Raw genomic sequence first — 14,141 nt, 5'->3', positions numbered from 1 at the left:
CGTCTATATCGGGCGTCCCTGCCGTAGCTCCGCCGCCGAGCACCACCAGACAATCGCCCTGAACCTGCTCCGGCTGGGTATATCGCGATTCCAGGCTGCGCATCAGCGGTTCGGAAATCAGCGGCACCGAAGCCAAGTACAGCAAGAGCGTTACGGCGAACAGCGCAACTGCGGGGCCGCGCCTTTTTTTCCATAATAGCCCTATAGCCAGCAGCGCAAGCAGTACGATAAATATTCCAGGGGGCAGCACGAAGCTGTAGATAAATTTGATGACATAAATCAATGCCAGCTCGCTCCTTTCGCTCCAACAAGTCTTATGCCAGTGCCTTCAATCTGGCTCTGATGATGGATACTAGCTCGTCCTTTTCACCCTGCGGAATCCATTCTGATAGCCGGGCTGCCGCTATCGGTAATATCCATTCGTCAATGGCTGAATAATGATGACCGGTTATCTTAAGATACTCTTTAATGTAGGCGTTCTTTAGCCGGTTTCTCAGGAACTGAACCAGTAACTTCACAGGGGCCGGAGTACCGTCAGGCATAGAACCAACGCCGAGCAAAATAATCGACCTGGCCGCATCGCCAGCAGGATTTCCCGACATTCCGGTCATCCAGTCCACAATCCAATAGCCTCCGTCAACCATCACGTTGTCCGGATGAAAGTCGCCGTGGCAGAGCTTGTTCCCGTCAGGCAATTCTTTCGTATAGCGGATAATCATTTCCTTTTCCCGTTCATTAAGCAAGGGAGCTTGTTGTATGTATTTACAGAGAACCTTCTTTTGCTTCCTCTTCAATTCGGCTGCCTCATGAGCATGGATTTCAGCATGTAGCTCCGCAAGCCATTTTGAATATTTATGAATATTCCACGGTTTCTTGATGAAAAGGCTGAGCAGGGAAGCGCCCGATATGCGCTGAAAAATTAATGCCTCCCTGCCGTCCAGATAGGCATGTCCAAACGGCTCCGGCGTACAAATACCGCGTGATCTGGCCAGGCCGCTGACCTCAAGCTCCTGATTGATTGCCTCGGCGGGGAAACCTTTTTTGTACAGCTTGATAATCTTTCCTTTCGAATATTCAAATATTTCGGCGGTTCTGCCTTGCCCGATTCGCTCCAAATCAGTCACCTGGGTATCTCCTCCTCAAGCTCTCTTTCACATAACAATATGAATTGACCGGGCTGGATCAGCGTCAAGATAGGCGTGCCAAGCATGCATACAGCGGAAGCAGCGAGCGGAAATACCGCCGGCTGCGTCATGAATCTGTCCCTCCCTGACTTTGATTATCCCTTTTCTGGCCGCAAAAGTAAGCACCTTGCTTCGGAAATAAATAAGAGCTTTAATTATTGGATATCCTGATAATACCTTCACACGAAAGCATTGACAAACCGCCAGGATGTACAGATAATACTATTATAGGAACATATGTTTGCAAATAGGGGTGATAGTTATGGATAATCAAAAGATCACAACATTTCTGATGTTCTACGGACAAGCCGAGGAAGCTATGCACTTCTACATTTCTTTGTTTGAGCGGTCGGAAATTGTGCATATCCAGCGTTACGGACCGGGCGAGGCGGGAGCTGAAGGAAGCGTGATGCATGCCGTCTTCTCTCTGAACGGTCAGCAGTTTATGTGCATTGACAGCAATGCGCCGCATGACTTTACTTTTACACCCGCCATTTCTCTCTATGTCAATTGCGAGAGCGAGGAGGAGATCAACAATCTGTTCGCTAGGCTGTCCGAAGGGGGACAGGTGTTCATGCCTCTGGATAAATACCCTTTCAGCGATAAGTTCGCCTGGGTCGGCGATAAATTCGGGGTGACCTGGCAGCTGAATCTGCTGGGGAAACAGCAACTGATTCAGGAATAGAAAAAAATCTCCCATAGAGCCGAGTTTGGTCAGGCCTGAAAGGAGATTTTTGAATATCGGCATTTTGCAGGTGAAATTGGTTATAGAGGGAGCTTAACTGATTTCCTTAAAGACGGGGGCGATTTGATTCAGTTGGGCGACAGTAATATCTCCATACCGCAGGACGCGGGGTTCTCCGGAAAGGTCGATGATCGTACTGGACTTTGTTGTACCCTGAGCTCCGCCTTCCAGTATATAATCCACTTTACTCCCGACTTGGTTCAGAGCCAGATTCATATCCACAAGCACACCGTCAGCCTGACCCGAAAGATTCGCTGATGTCATGGTCACAGGAATGTCCAAATGACGCATCATTCCCCGCCATACGGGATTGCTGAGACAGCCCATCGCAATCGTGGAACCGCCACGAACCATTGTATCAGGAACATTCGCTTTCTTCGGAAGCACAATATTGAGCGGGCCGGGCCAATATGCATCAACGAATGCTTGAACAAGCCCGGGATCAGCCGCGGCCCCATATTCTTTCCAATCATTGGGATTCAGAAAAAACAAAGTCAACGCGGAGGTCGCCGGTCTATTCTTGATGGCAAAAGCCCGCTCAATGGCTTCATCAGCCCATGGATTAAGCGTCAGAGCCAGATTCGTATCACTGGGGGCGATGATTACCCCTCCCTCGCTTACGCATTGGGCAGCCAAAGCAAAATTATGTTCATTAGCCTCCAATAACTTTTCGTTCTGTGCCACTTCAGTTTCTCCCGGCAATTCATCTACCCGGAATTTTTCCAGCTTCTCCTCTACAGGATGACGCTCCATACAATTCCCTCCTAAACAATTTTTATAATATTTTTAATATATAATCTCATATATTACATTATAATTAATCCCAAATGATGTCAACGAAAAAATAATGCTTGATACATTTCCCAATTACCGTCAATCCTTGGACTCAACCGGAGAAACGCAAAAAAAAACCAACCGGTAAGAAGAACCGGCTGCGCATCCCGTTTTCAGGACGGCACCGTTTCTCGTAAATATACCGTTGGCTTCTCTCCATATATTTAATTTAAAACATTATGAAATGATCAAGCGTTTGAAAAATCCATAAACCGATAATAGGCTGAGCTTGGAGAAAAGTGGACACTGATTCGATTTAAATATTGTTGCAGTTCCAACAGTATCCTTGCCCCCTGCCAATGATCCGGGAGCAAGGATTTGGGCAGCATAGGATCAAGCAAATACAGTTCCGCAATCACCTCACCCACCGTGAGAAAATAATTGAATATCTCCGCATCGGATTTCGCGCTAAGCGGTTCCGCTTCAATAAGAAACTCATCTTGAAACCATCTCCGCTTCTCTTCGTACACGCGGGCCAATTTATCCAGCTCCCAAAGCTGTGGAACTTTCTCTTTGGCAACGCCTCCTAAAAGCATCTGGCCGTAGAGCAAGGAGACATACCCGGTAATCTCCAGCTGCTGTATGAATTCCTCCACTTCTTTCTTATGGTTCCACGGTGAAACAAACACATTAGGATATAATAGGCCGAAGCCGGTTTGACTCATACGGCTGCGCAGTTGATTACGCTTACGACGATCTTTCTCGGGAATATTAAACAATAACGCATACCAGGTGCCATCCCATTCCCTATTATAAAGCAGCGGTTTTTGATTAATGGCCCGAACGTATTCCCGCCCGCTTGCCCGAATCCGGTAGCTTGAACGCTTGGGAGACTCAATATACCCTTGTTTCTTAAGACTGAACAAAACATTTCGAATATACTGGTCTGAATATTGGCGTTTTTGATAGATGCTGATTAGTTCGTCAGCCGACATCTCGTCTGTTCGGGACATCAAATATAGAATCTGTTTTTCTACGGACAGCATAAATGTCCCTCCTCAGGCTTTTTTCAATCATAACATTTTATTGTTGACATTTCCATTGATGATATTATAATTTGTTTTATATAAATTCGCATTTTTAATATTATATTATGGAGAGGGTTGAATGCCGTGACGGCATCTGTTCGTTTTTTTTATTTGTATCGTTTTGCTTCTAGACTGTATTTCCATTTACCTGTGCTTTTCATTTATTTTTATAACCTTGGTTTGCCGCTCTGGGAAATTGAACTGCTCTTGGCCGTTTACGGTGTTGTCATCATGGTCACTTCGAACATCAACGCCAGACTACTCGGACATTTCCGCCACAGAACGGTTATCGCATTAGCGGAGCTAGTGAAGGCTCTCGGATTAATTCTGCTGCTGTCCGGCCATCATTTCCCCGTACTCTTGGCAGGTCAAATCGTTTCCGGATTCGGGTACAGTTTATCTGCCGGTACGGACTCCAGCCTGCTGCGTCACCTGATTGCAGAGCCTCAAAGTTACAAGCGCGCTGAATCCGGCTCCAACAGCTACATGTTTCTCTCGGTGCTGATTTCCGGAGTTGTTGGCAGCATTCTTTTTCATATTCATTCTACATACGCATTCACAGGTTCTGTTCTTTCTAATTTATTGGCTGTATTGTTCGTATTGCTGATTCGTGAAACTCGCAGTCCCGATGTCACCCGGGAAAGTCCCTCCGCCTCTTCTGCTATCGAAAACGCACCGGCACACTCAGGCAAGCCTGTCTTTACCAATGAACAAAAGTACTGGATGTCCTACTATGCGTTTTCCCGCGCCTTTGCCTTGGCCCCTTTCGTAGGCTTCCTCCCATTTTATTTCTATAAAAAAGAGAACCTCAGCTTGTATATGTTTGGATTCGTTCTGAGCTTATTTACATTATTCGGTTTTTTCGCATCCCGGTATGTGGTGAGGTGGGGGCAATCCAAAAGCCCGGACTTTTTATCCCGCTTGTCTTTTGCAGCCTCTTTTCTGTCTCTCACCGTTTTTGGGCTTTCGCAGAACATTACTACCGGGATTGTAGCCATAATTTTATTGGGATTAGCCTCCGGCTGCATAAGACCTTTAACCATGAGCAATCTCAATCAAACGGAAATGACGCCCAAGCAGCGCACAACTCTCTTATCTACTATGGAAAGGCAGTATGGGTTGTATAACGCTTTACTTCTGCTGATTGGGGGCTGGGCTTTAGGCTATCTTGGTTTTCGATGGTTCATGCTGCTGCTCGCTATCGCATACGCCTTGATCCTGCTGAGCATTAGAAGAGCATACGCGGGAACAAAAGAGCACCCGGTGACAACAGGCGTATGATCGAAGAGGATCGGCGGCTCCATATATCCCATTTTTCAGGAGGTATAAAATGAACATCTCGTATTTAGGGCATTCTTGCTTTCTTGTCGAGTCGGCGGGAAAACGGGTAATCATCGATCCCTTTCTCTCCGCCAACCCTAACGCTTCCGCCAAAAAGGAAGATATTCATGTGGATGCGGTGTTAGTTACCCATGGGCATGCCGATCATACCGGTGACAGTATCGACATAGCGATTGCTAATCAATGTCCGATTGTAACAAGCTATGAATTGGCCTTGCAACTGGCTGTACAAGGCGCTTCCATTCATCCGATGGGTATAGGCGGGGCTTTCAATTTCGAATGGGGACGGGTTAAACTTACCCCCGCCTGGCATGGTAGTGGTATTGAGCTGGAAGACAATGGATTCCATTATGGCGGAGTAGCGTCAGGTATTCTATTGACGATGGGAGACACTACACTCTACCATGCAGGAGACACCGCTTTATTTGGAGATATGAAAATGATTGGCGAGTTGAACCGGATTGATGTCGCCCTGCTTCCCATTGGAGACAATTTCACCATGGGAATTGATGACTCCGTAATTGCGGCCCGATGGCTTAACGCCGACCTGACCATCCCTATGCATTACAATACATTCCCTTTGATCACCCAGGACACCAACAAGTGGGAAGAACAAATGGCGAAGAAGCAATTGAAGGGCGTCGTATTAAATGCGGGAGAGAGCTACAGCACAACCTCCAGCGTATACCGGAAGTAAATATTGCATCATGGGCTACAAATAGCATTTTAAGCGTGGAGCTTACACATTCTTATATCCCTGAAAAAAGAAGCACCCTCACCCCGAAACAGGTGACGGTGCTTCCGACTAAACCTATGATTACTTGCCCTGCCGCATACAGACTTGTTCCAACTGAGCAAGGCTCTTACGCATCCCGCAGGCTTTCTCTCAGAAAATCTTGCCTGTATTGAGAATGTGGCGGTCATCGAGCGCATCCTTGATCTGCTTCATGGCAGCGATCACCGCCGGGTCTGTCGCTTTCCGGAAATAAGGCTTCTTGCTGAGGCCGATGCCATGCTCGCCCGACGTCAAGCCGCCAAGCTCATGGCTTTTTCCGTAGATGCGGGTCATGACCGCTTTCAGATCCTTCTGCCAGGCCGCCGCATCCCGCTCCCCGCGAACCACGCATAAATGCACATTGCCGTCACCGGCATGGCCGAAGCTGATTAGCTGCACGCCGCTTTCCTGCTCCACTTCATTGGCATAAGCGATAAAGTCCGCCGTCTTGTTGATCGGCACAACGATATCCACCGGCTCCTGCTCGGACACCGCTTCTACCGCCCTGACGAGCGCCCCGCGTACCTTCCACACTTCGTCCAGCGTCGCTTTATCCTCCAGCAGCAGGAAATCGAGCGCTCCATTCTGAATGACAGACTGGCGCGCGCGCTCCGCGTTGGAGCGGACCTCGCTCTCGCTGTTGCCGTCGAAGGACAGCAGAATATACGCCGACGCCTCCGGATAAGGGAAGGTGACTCCCATAAACTGCTCGCCCAGGGCGACCACCTTACGTTCCATGAACTCGATGGCAGTTGGTCCCGCGTTCTCGTGAATGAGCCGGATTACGGCGTCAATTCCCGTCTTCAGGCTGTCAAAAGGCACAAGCGCCCCCATGACGAACGCAGGCTTCGGAATGAGCTTCAATACACATTCGGTAATGATGCCAAGCGTGCCCTCCGAACCGATAAGCAGATGCTTCAGCGACAGGCCCGAGCTGTCCTTCACCACCTTGCCGCCGGTGTGGATCACTTCGCCGCTTGGCAGAACGGCCGTCAGCCCGCGCACATAATCCCGCGTCACGCCGTACTTGACCGCCCGCATGCCGCCGGCGTTGGTGCTGATGTTGCCGCCGATCGTCGCCTGCTTCTCACCAGGATCGGGCGGATAGAACAGCCCCCGGGCTTCCACATACGCCTGCAAATCGGCAAGCAGGACACCCGGCTGAACCGTCACGGTCAGCGTATCCGTGTCCAGCTCCACGATCTCGTTCATCAGGGACAGGTCAAGCACAATGCCCCCATGCTCCGGAACGGTAGACCCGACGAGATTCGTTCCCGCCCCGCGCGGCGTTACTTGAACAGCGTTCGCATACGCCCATTTCATCACACCGCTGACCTCTTCCGCGCTAACCGGAAACACCAGAGCGTCGCAGGTTCCCTGCAGGCGTCCCAGATTATCTGTAACATACTTTTCCTCGATTCCTACCGTCTTGATCCGCTGCGGATCGGAAATTATGCTGTACAGCTCCTGCAAGAAACCCACCTCTACTTTCTGGTAAATACCCGGGCGCACCAATCGCCGACGAATTGCGCACCCTGGACAATAATAATCAGCAGAAGGACCGTTGCGAACATGACGCCCGTTTCATAACGGTAATACCCGTACTGGATCGCCAGATCGCCGATCCCGCCGCCGCCAACCAGACCCGCCATTGCCGAATAACCGATCAGACTGATCACCGTCACGGTGGTCGCCCGGATCAGGCCCGGCATCGCCTCCACGAACAGCACCTTCCGCAAAATCAGGCCAAGGCCCGCTCCGGTGGCAATCGCCGCTTCGAGCACCCCTTTATCCACTTCGCTGAACGCGCCCTCTACCAGCCTGGCGAAGAACGCGACGGAAGCAAATGCGAGCGGGACGGAAGCGGCCACCGGCCCGATGCTGGTTCCCGCAACGGCCTTGGTGACGGGAATAAGCAGCACAAGCAAAATAACAAACGGAACGGAGCGAATGATATTCACCACTACGCCCATGATCATGTTGAGCGTCCGTTTGGGAAAAAACAGGGGACTTGCGGATAGATACAGAATAAGACCCATCAGCAGTCCAAACACAAGCGAGGCCGCCATGGAAATGGCGATCATAATCACCGTTTCCCAAACGGCCGAGGGCAGCTCCAATCGCAAAATATCCCAGGTGCTATCCATTCAGCTCTCCCCCTTCATTTCCGGCGGAGATCCGTTCAATCTTGAACACCTGGCCGGAAATATAGTCCCGGGCCTTGGCAATTTCCGCGGCGTCTCCGCTTAGTTTGATCAGCAGAATACCGAGCGGCTTGCCTTGAATATATTCGATCTTCCCGTGGAGAATATCGACCAGCACGTCAAATTCCTTCGACACCCTGCTGATGAGCGGTTCATACGCCCGCTCGCCGGTGTAGGTGATCTTCAGCATTTCCTCCTGGGACTTAAGCTGCAAATGCTCCGGCACTTCGATATTCAGCACCCGTGAAACCAGAGAACGGGTCAGCGGATGCTGCGGCTCCGTAAAGATCCGGTAAGTGTCTCCAACCTCCACGATTTCGCCGTCCGCCATCACCGCAATCCGGTCAAACAGCTTCCGGGCCACATCCATTTCATGCGTGATGAACACAATCGTAATCGGATTGTCCCGGTTAATGCGCCGCAAAATCCGGATAATCTCTTCTGTATTCTCCAGGTCGAGCGCCGAGGTCGCCTCGTCGCACAGCAGAATTTCCGGATCATTCGCAAGCGCCCGGGCAATCGCCACCCGCTGCTTCTGCCCGCCGCTCAGGTTGGCCGGATAGACCTGCGCCTTGTCCGACAGGTTCACCTGGGCCAGCAGCTCACTCACCCGTTCGCGAATCCGCTGCTCCGGGCAGTTGTTCGCTTTGAGCGCGAAAGCTATGTTGTCGTACACGGTCGCTCCGCTGATCAAGTTGAAGTGCTGGAAGATCATCCCTATCTTCAACCGGACCTTGCGCAGCGCGGCGCCCTTGAACCGGGTGATATCCTGACCGCCCACAATGACTCTGCCGGAAGCGGGCGGCTGCAGCAGATTGATGACCCGGACCAAAGTGCTCTTCCCGGCTCCGCTCGGACCGACAATTCCGAAGATTTCGCCCTTATTTACAGTAATGGATGCCTCTTTGACCGCATGCATCCTCCGGCCCTTTTGTTTAAAAATCACGTCGACTTTATCAAGAACAATCACCGCGAGCACCCTTTCCTGCAATCAACGCCATTCATGCTCAAACTGTACAGCTGATTGATTATTTGCCGTATTTGGCCGTATACCATTCCGGTTTGTCAAACGCTTTGAAAATTCCGCTAGGGTCTTCAATCGCTTGATGGAACTCCTCCGACTCGACCGCAGCCTTCAGGTCCTTGCCGAGCTGTCCGTCAATATCGGCGGTCCGCACCGCGACGACGTTCTTGTAATCCTCCGTCAGCTTCTCAACAGCAATCGCGCTTGCAAGATCCAGCTTCGCCGCAATCGCGAAGTTTCCGGGGATCAGGCCGATGGCTACGCTGTCCAGACTGCGGGAAATTTGCGCCGCATCCATCGTCACAAACTCGAGGTTATGCGGATTTGTCGCTACATCATGCACGGTGGCTTTGGTCGGGTCTACGTCGGCTTTCAGGTCAATCAAGCCGATCGCCTTCAGGAAGCGCAGCGAGCGCGCCAGATTGGAGGCGTCGACGGCAATCGCCACCTTAGAGCCGTCCGGAATGTCAACCAAATTCTTCACTGTGTTGGAATACACGCCCATGCCCGCTGTCGGAACCGAAATCACCTTGCCAATGTCCAGCTTGTTATCGGCGGCGAACTTCGTCAGATATACCGTATGCTGCATCAGATTGGCGTCGATTTCGCCGCTGCCGAGCGCCTGGTCAGGCTGTACATAGTCCGAAAATTGCACGACTTCAATTTTATAGCCCTGCTTCTCCATATACGGAGCAATCGCTTTGGTGATCATGTCGCCGTAAGGGCCGGGAGATACGCCAATCTTGATATCCTTCTTCGCTTCCGGCGATGCGCCCGCATCCGCCGCCTTCTCATTGCCGCCGCAAGCGGCGAGCAGCAGTCCCATCAGGGAAATAACCAGTGTAATGACGAGCCCCTTTGTTATCTTGTTCATTTGTCTGTTCCTCTCGCATTCAAATTATTTGATACTTGTAATTCCCGCGCCCCGGTAAGCCGCAAGCTTCTCCAGCCGCTTGAGCGCCTCGGTCAGTGTCTCTTCCTTCTTGGCAAAGTGAAACCGGATATACTGGCGGACATCCTCCCGGAAGAAGCTTGAGCCCGGAACCGCCGCAACGCCAATCTCCTTCGCCAGCCACTCGCAGAACTTGTAATCATCCGGCTCGCCGAACTCGCTGATATCCACCAGCACATAGTAAGCTCCCTGGGGCTTGTAATACTTGAGGCCGATCCGGTCCAGTCCGTCCAGGAACAACGTCCGCTTCCGCTCGTAAATCCCGGTAAGCTCTTCGTAATATGCGTCGGCCATTTCCAGGCCCTTCACCGCGGCTTTCTGCAAGGGAGCGGCCGCTCCTACGGTGAGGAAGTCATGCACTTTGCGGCAGGTCTCGATCACCTTCGCCGGACCGATGATATACCCGAGTCTCCAGCCGGTGATCGAATACGTCTTGGACAGCGAGCTGCAAGACAGCGTACGCTCAAACATCCCCGGCAGCGACGCCATGTACGTATGCACATGCGGCTCGTACACAATATGCTCGTAGACCTCATCCGTAATCACGAACGTGTCAAATTCCACCGCGAGCCGGGCGATTTCTTCCAGCTCCTCAAGCGTGAACACTTTTCCCGTCGGATTGGACGGATTGCACAGCACAATCGCCTTGACTCCCTGTTCAAAAGCGTGCCGCAATGTCGCAGGGTCATACTCGAATTCCGGCGGGGCAAGCGGCACATAGATGGGCGTTACGCCGGTCAGAATCGCATCCGCCGTATAATTCTCATAGAACGGAGAGAATACGATCACTTTATCTCCCGGGTTGCACACCGTCATCATCGCAGCCATCATCGCTTCGGTGCTGCCGCAGGTCACGACAATATTGGTTGCCGGATCTACCGGGATCCCCATCCGTTTCGTCTGCTTGAGCGCCAGCTTCTCCCGGAACAGCTCGGAACCCCATGTAATCTCATACTGATGGGGGCCTTCGTCCGCTACCTTGCGCAGTTCCTCCGTCAGCTCCCGGGGCGGATCGAAATCCGGAAAGCCCTGGGACAGGTTAATGGCGTCATACTGTCTGGCTACACGGGTCATTTTGCGAATAATCGATTCAGTAAATCCGTCCAGCCTGTTACTTAATTCCGGCATTCCCTTGGCTCCTTTTCTTTAAACATCCCGTCCAATGGTATAAAATTACACTTCCTATTTAAACATACCATTTTTGTCGGATTAAACTCTTAAATTATAGATTCAAGGCGGTGTCTTGTCAATGCTTTTTCTACATTATTCGCAATTATTCGCAATAAACCGACTGGCAGGAATCTCCGTATGCGCTTCGAAATTTTCGGATTTTCACCTTGTCTTTTATCATGAAATAATATAAACTTGTTTTGATTTTATTATGTTTTATTCGGTTTAGTTTGTTTTAGTACATAATCCTGATTTTTTTCACCATGTTATATATGTTTTTGTTATCCTAAGGAGGTTGTCGTTAAATGGCAGACAGTGGAAGAAAATCATTCCTCGCTTTGATCACAGGCGCGCCGATCGGTTGCCTGGGAGGCTTAATCGGACTGGGAGGCGCCGAGTTTCGTCTACCCGTGCTGGTTGGTATATTCCGTTATACCGCCCGGCAAGCGGTAGCTTTTAATTTGGCCGTCAGTTTAATTACGCTCCTCTCCTCGCTGATCTTTCGCCTTCCCAAAATCGCCGTAAGCGATCTGGTCCAGGATATTCCTATTATCCTCGCGTTCATTGCCGGAGGGATGATCGGCGCCTACACGGGCGCCAATTACTCGAAGCATCTGTCGGAACGCGCGCTGGAGAAGGTCATTCTCGTCTTATTGGTCGGCATTGGCGTCCTGCTTCTGGTGGAATCCTTTCATCCCATTGTATCGGGCGGCATCCCGATGAAGCTTCCCGCCGCGATTATTGTTGGAGTCCTCTTTGGCCTATGCATTGGCATTGTGAGCAGCCTGCTCGGGGTGGCCGGCGGAGAGCTGATTATCCCCACTCTGATTCTCGTATTCGGGCTGGATATCAAAATCGCAGGCACAGCCAGCATTCTCATCAGTCTGCCAACGGTGCTGATCGGCATCATTAGACATGGCTCCAACGGAGCCTACAAGCAGAAGTCCGAATTGCGGGATCTTGTTCTGCCCATGGGCATCGGCTCCATTATCGGTTCCTTTATCGGCGGAATGCTGATCGGCTACGTATCTTCCAGTTGGCTTAAGCTCGTACTTGGCGCCATACTGATCGCTTCCGCGGTGAAAATGTTCAAAAAAGCCTTGAAGAAAGAAGCGGCGGCAGTCACGGAGGCATAGCTCTTCACAACAGACGTCCATAGAATCAATCCCGTACACAACAAACCCGCGATAGCACCTGAACAACAAGGCTTCTCGCGGGTTTATGTTATTTTACAGCCTTATGTGTTGTCTCCCCGTCTTCTTCATACCTTAACCGGATCATGTCCCGGCACTGAATGCCGTTCTCATAGATCGCTTCCGCATAATTCCGTACAAAAAAGTCGCGGTCCACGCCGATGATCCGAAATCCGCATTTCTGGTAAAGCGCCAGCTGTTGCAGGCTGGAGTTCCCTGTGCCGATCTCGATGGCCCGGGCGTCCGATGCTTTCGCTATTTCAATGGCGGCTTGAAGCAATTTCCTTCCGATCCCCTTGCCCTGCGCCTCTTCCCTTACGGCGATATTCATAATTTCGACGGTTCCCGCCTCTCCCCGAAGCAGCACAAAGACGCCAACCGGCTTCTCCGGCACAGCCTCACCAGGCAGCACGGCCATATAACAGATCCCCTGCTTCAGATAGCGGTCTACCAGCTCGCGGGACGGGTCAGCCAGCAGCAGCAGTTCATAAGGCGGCGTTTCGCCAGAGGCCAGCAGTTGAATGTGAAGCTCCCGCTCCCTATGCATCGATCTCTTCCATAAGGATGCCGGGATACCTCGTTCCCTGAATGGCCGCACTGTCGAACAGCCGGTCCAGTTCAGATATTTGTTCGGTATTTAAAAGCACATCGGTTGCTTCAATATTATCGGTCAGATGAGATATTTTTTTGGTTCCGGGAATGGGCACAATATTTTCGCTCTTATGGAGTACCCAGGCCAGCGCCAGCTGAGCTGTCTTGATATTCATGGCTTCCGCTATTTTGGTAAGCTGATTCACCAGCTTCTGGTTATTCAATAAATTTTGATCCTGGAATCTCGGTAAGAATCTTCGCATGTCCTGCTCTTCAAACTGGAAGCCTGTCGTCAAGAATCCCCGGCCAAGCGGACTGTACGGGACAAAGCCTATGCCAAGCTCTTGCAATTTGGGCAAAATCGCCGCCTCTACATCCCTGCTCCAAAGTGAATATTCAGATTGCACGGCGGTAATCGGATGAACCTTATTGGCTCTTTCAATCGTTTCAAGCGACGCTTCACAAATGCCGATATGTCTGATTTTCCCCTCTCTGACCAGATCGGACATCGTGCCAACGGTTTCTTCAATGGGGACAGTCTTATCTACACGATGAATATAGTATAAATCCAGATATTCCAGGTTTAGACGCTTTAAGCTCTTATCAATCGCCGATCTGACATATTCCGGGCTGCCGTCTATGTAGCGCTTGGTTATATCATCTCCGTTAACAATTCCAAATTTGGAAGCAATGATGACTTCCTCAGTTCCCTTATAAGAAGCCAGGGCTTTGCCGATCAGTTCTTCATTGTGCCCATTTCCGTACATATCCGCCGTATCCAGAAAATAAACTCCGTTGTCCAGCGCATAATGAATCGTATTAATGGCTTCTTGTTCATCGGTTGCCCCATAGGATTGACTCATTCCCATACAGCCCAGGCCGATTTCAGATACCTCAAGGTTTGAGCCGAGCACTCTTTTTCTCATATTACAAGCCTCCCTTATCAATTCGTTTAACCATAATATTGGACACCAGATTCATCTTGAAAAAGTTCGTATCCGTTGCTGCTCCCGTTACCAACACCGTCATCTTCATCAACTCTCCTCCTCCATTGTACGCCCCGACATATATGTCTAGACATATATTATGAAATAAGCAGT

15 protein-coding genes and 1 pseudogene are annotated in these 14,141 nt (G+C 50.7%); 4 read left to right on the top strand and 12 right to left on the bottom strand.

Annotated elements, in window-relative coordinates; translation table 11 throughout:
- The 3 genes and pseudogenes from L692_RS0105180 to L692_RS33780 all read right to left on the bottom strand — a co-directional run.
- A pseudogene (locus L692_RS0105180) lies at positions 1-283 on the bottom strand (YdcF family protein); the annotation flags it as partial.
- Positions 284-314: 31 nt separating this feature from the next.
- Positions 315-1,124, bottom strand: coding sequence for an aminoglycoside phosphotransferase family protein (locus tag L692_RS0105175; RefSeq protein WP_232238729.1), 810 nt, complete (start codon positions 1,122-1,124; stop codon positions 315-317).
- The gene (locus L692_RS33780) at positions 1,121-1,255 is read right to left on the bottom strand and encodes a hypothetical protein (RefSeq protein WP_269636713.1); all 135 of its coding nucleotides are present in this window, start codon (positions 1,253-1,255) and stop codon (positions 1,121-1,123) included. The genes L692_RS0105175 and L692_RS33780 overlap by 4 nt, the downstream gene beginning before the upstream one ends.
- Before the next feature lie 191 nt (positions 1,256-1,446).
- Between L692_RS33780 and L692_RS0105165 the strand changes: the two genes are divergently transcribed.
- Positions 1,447-1,869: a VOC family protein gene (locus L692_RS0105165; protein ID WP_025697809.1), complete on the top strand. Its 423-nt coding sequence runs from the start codon at positions 1,447-1,449 to the stop codon at positions 1,867-1,869.
- A gap of 93 nt (positions 1,870-1,962) precedes the next feature.
- Here the strand turns inward: L692_RS0105165 and L692_RS0105160 are convergent, their stop codons facing one another.
- Complete coding sequence (locus tag L692_RS0105160) at positions 1,963-2,682, bottom strand: L-threonylcarbamoyladenylate synthase (protein ID WP_025697807.1); 720 nt, start codon at positions 2,680-2,682, stop codon at positions 1,963-1,965.
- Positions 2,683-2,951: 269 nt separating this feature from the next.
- Complete coding sequence (locus L692_RS0105155; RefSeq protein WP_025697805.1) at positions 2,952-3,749, bottom strand: PaaX family transcriptional regulator C-terminal domain-containing protein; 798 nt, start codon at positions 3,747-3,749, stop codon at positions 2,952-2,954.
- 126 nt (positions 3,750-3,875) lie between these two features.
- Here L692_RS0105155 and L692_RS0105150 point away from each other — a divergent pair, with 126 nt between their 5' ends.
- Together L692_RS0105150 and L692_RS0105145 are read left to right on the top strand one after the other, a co-directional pair.
- Positions 3,876-5,072 (top strand): MFS transporter, encoded by a 1,197-nt coding sequence (locus tag L692_RS0105150; protein ID WP_025697803.1) that lies wholly within the window; start codon positions 3,876-3,878, stop codon positions 5,070-5,072.
- 49 nt (positions 5,073-5,121) lie between these two features.
- Complete coding sequence (locus L692_RS0105145) at positions 5,122-5,829, top strand: metal-dependent hydrolase (protein WP_025697801.1); 708 nt, start codon at positions 5,122-5,124, stop codon at positions 5,827-5,829.
- A gap of 189 nt (positions 5,830-6,018) precedes the next feature.
- On the opposite strand, the gene L692_RS0105140 is transcribed toward L692_RS0105145, so the two are convergent.
- The 5 genes from L692_RS0105140 to L692_RS0105120 are packed head-to-tail and all read right to left on the bottom strand — an operon-like array spanning position 6,019 to position 11,215.
- Positions 6,019-7,380 (bottom strand): FAD-binding oxidoreductase, encoded by a 1,362-nt coding sequence (locus L692_RS0105140; RefSeq protein WP_025697799.1) that lies wholly within the window; start codon positions 7,378-7,380, stop codon positions 6,019-6,021.
- An 11-nt stretch (positions 7,381-7,391) separates the two neighbouring features.
- Positions 7,392-8,054, bottom strand: coding sequence for a methionine ABC transporter permease (locus L692_RS0105135; RefSeq protein ID WP_025697797.1), 663 nt, complete (start codon positions 8,052-8,054; stop codon positions 7,392-7,394).
- Positions 8,047-9,081, bottom strand: a complete 1,035-nt coding sequence (locus L692_RS0105130; protein ID WP_025697796.1) for a methionine ABC transporter ATP-binding protein — start codon at positions 9,079-9,081, stop codon at positions 8,047-8,049. Before L692_RS0105130 ends, L692_RS0105135 begins: the two co-directional genes overlap by 8 nt.
- Positions 9,082-9,139: 58 nt before the next feature.
- Complete coding sequence (locus tag L692_RS0105125; protein ID WP_025697793.1) at positions 9,140-10,009, bottom strand: MetQ/NlpA family ABC transporter substrate-binding protein; 870 nt, start codon at positions 10,007-10,009, stop codon at positions 9,140-9,142.
- 24 nt (positions 10,010-10,033) lie between these two features.
- Positions 10,034-11,215, bottom strand: coding sequence for a pyridoxal phosphate-dependent aminotransferase (locus L692_RS0105120; RefSeq protein ID WP_025697791.1), 1,182 nt, complete (start codon positions 11,213-11,215; stop codon positions 10,034-10,036).
- Between the two features lie 347 nt (positions 11,216-11,562).
- Here L692_RS0105120 and L692_RS0105115 point away from each other — a divergent pair, with 347 nt between their 5' ends.
- Positions 11,563-12,393, top strand: a complete 831-nt coding sequence (locus tag L692_RS0105115; protein ID WP_025697789.1) for a sulfite exporter TauE/SafE family protein — start codon at positions 11,563-11,565, stop codon at positions 12,391-12,393.
- Positions 12,394-12,481: 88 nt separating this feature from the next.
- Here L692_RS0105115 and L692_RS0105110 read toward each other — a convergent pair whose 3' ends face one another.
- Both L692_RS0105110 and L692_RS0105105 read right to left on the bottom strand, forming a co-directional pair.
- Complete coding sequence (locus L692_RS0105110) at positions 12,482-12,997, bottom strand: GNAT family N-acetyltransferase (protein ID WP_025697787.1); 516 nt, start codon at positions 12,995-12,997, stop codon at positions 12,482-12,484.
- Complete coding sequence (locus L692_RS0105105) at positions 12,990-13,967, bottom strand: aldo/keto reductase (RefSeq protein WP_025697785.1); 978 nt, start codon at positions 13,965-13,967, stop codon at positions 12,990-12,992. Before L692_RS0105105 ends, L692_RS0105110 begins: the two co-directional genes overlap by 8 nt.
- Positions 13,968-14,141: the final 174 nt, after the last annotated feature.

Origin of the sequence: Paenibacillus forsythiae T98, assembly GCF_000520735.1 — a bacterium.
GTDB classification, from domain to species: Bacteria; Bacillota; Bacilli; order Paenibacillales; family Paenibacillaceae; genus Paenibacillus_AQ; species Paenibacillus_AQ forsythiae.
The sequence above is the reverse complement of the archived record's forward strand: the minus strand, read 5'-3'. Positions and strand labels throughout refer to the sequence as shown.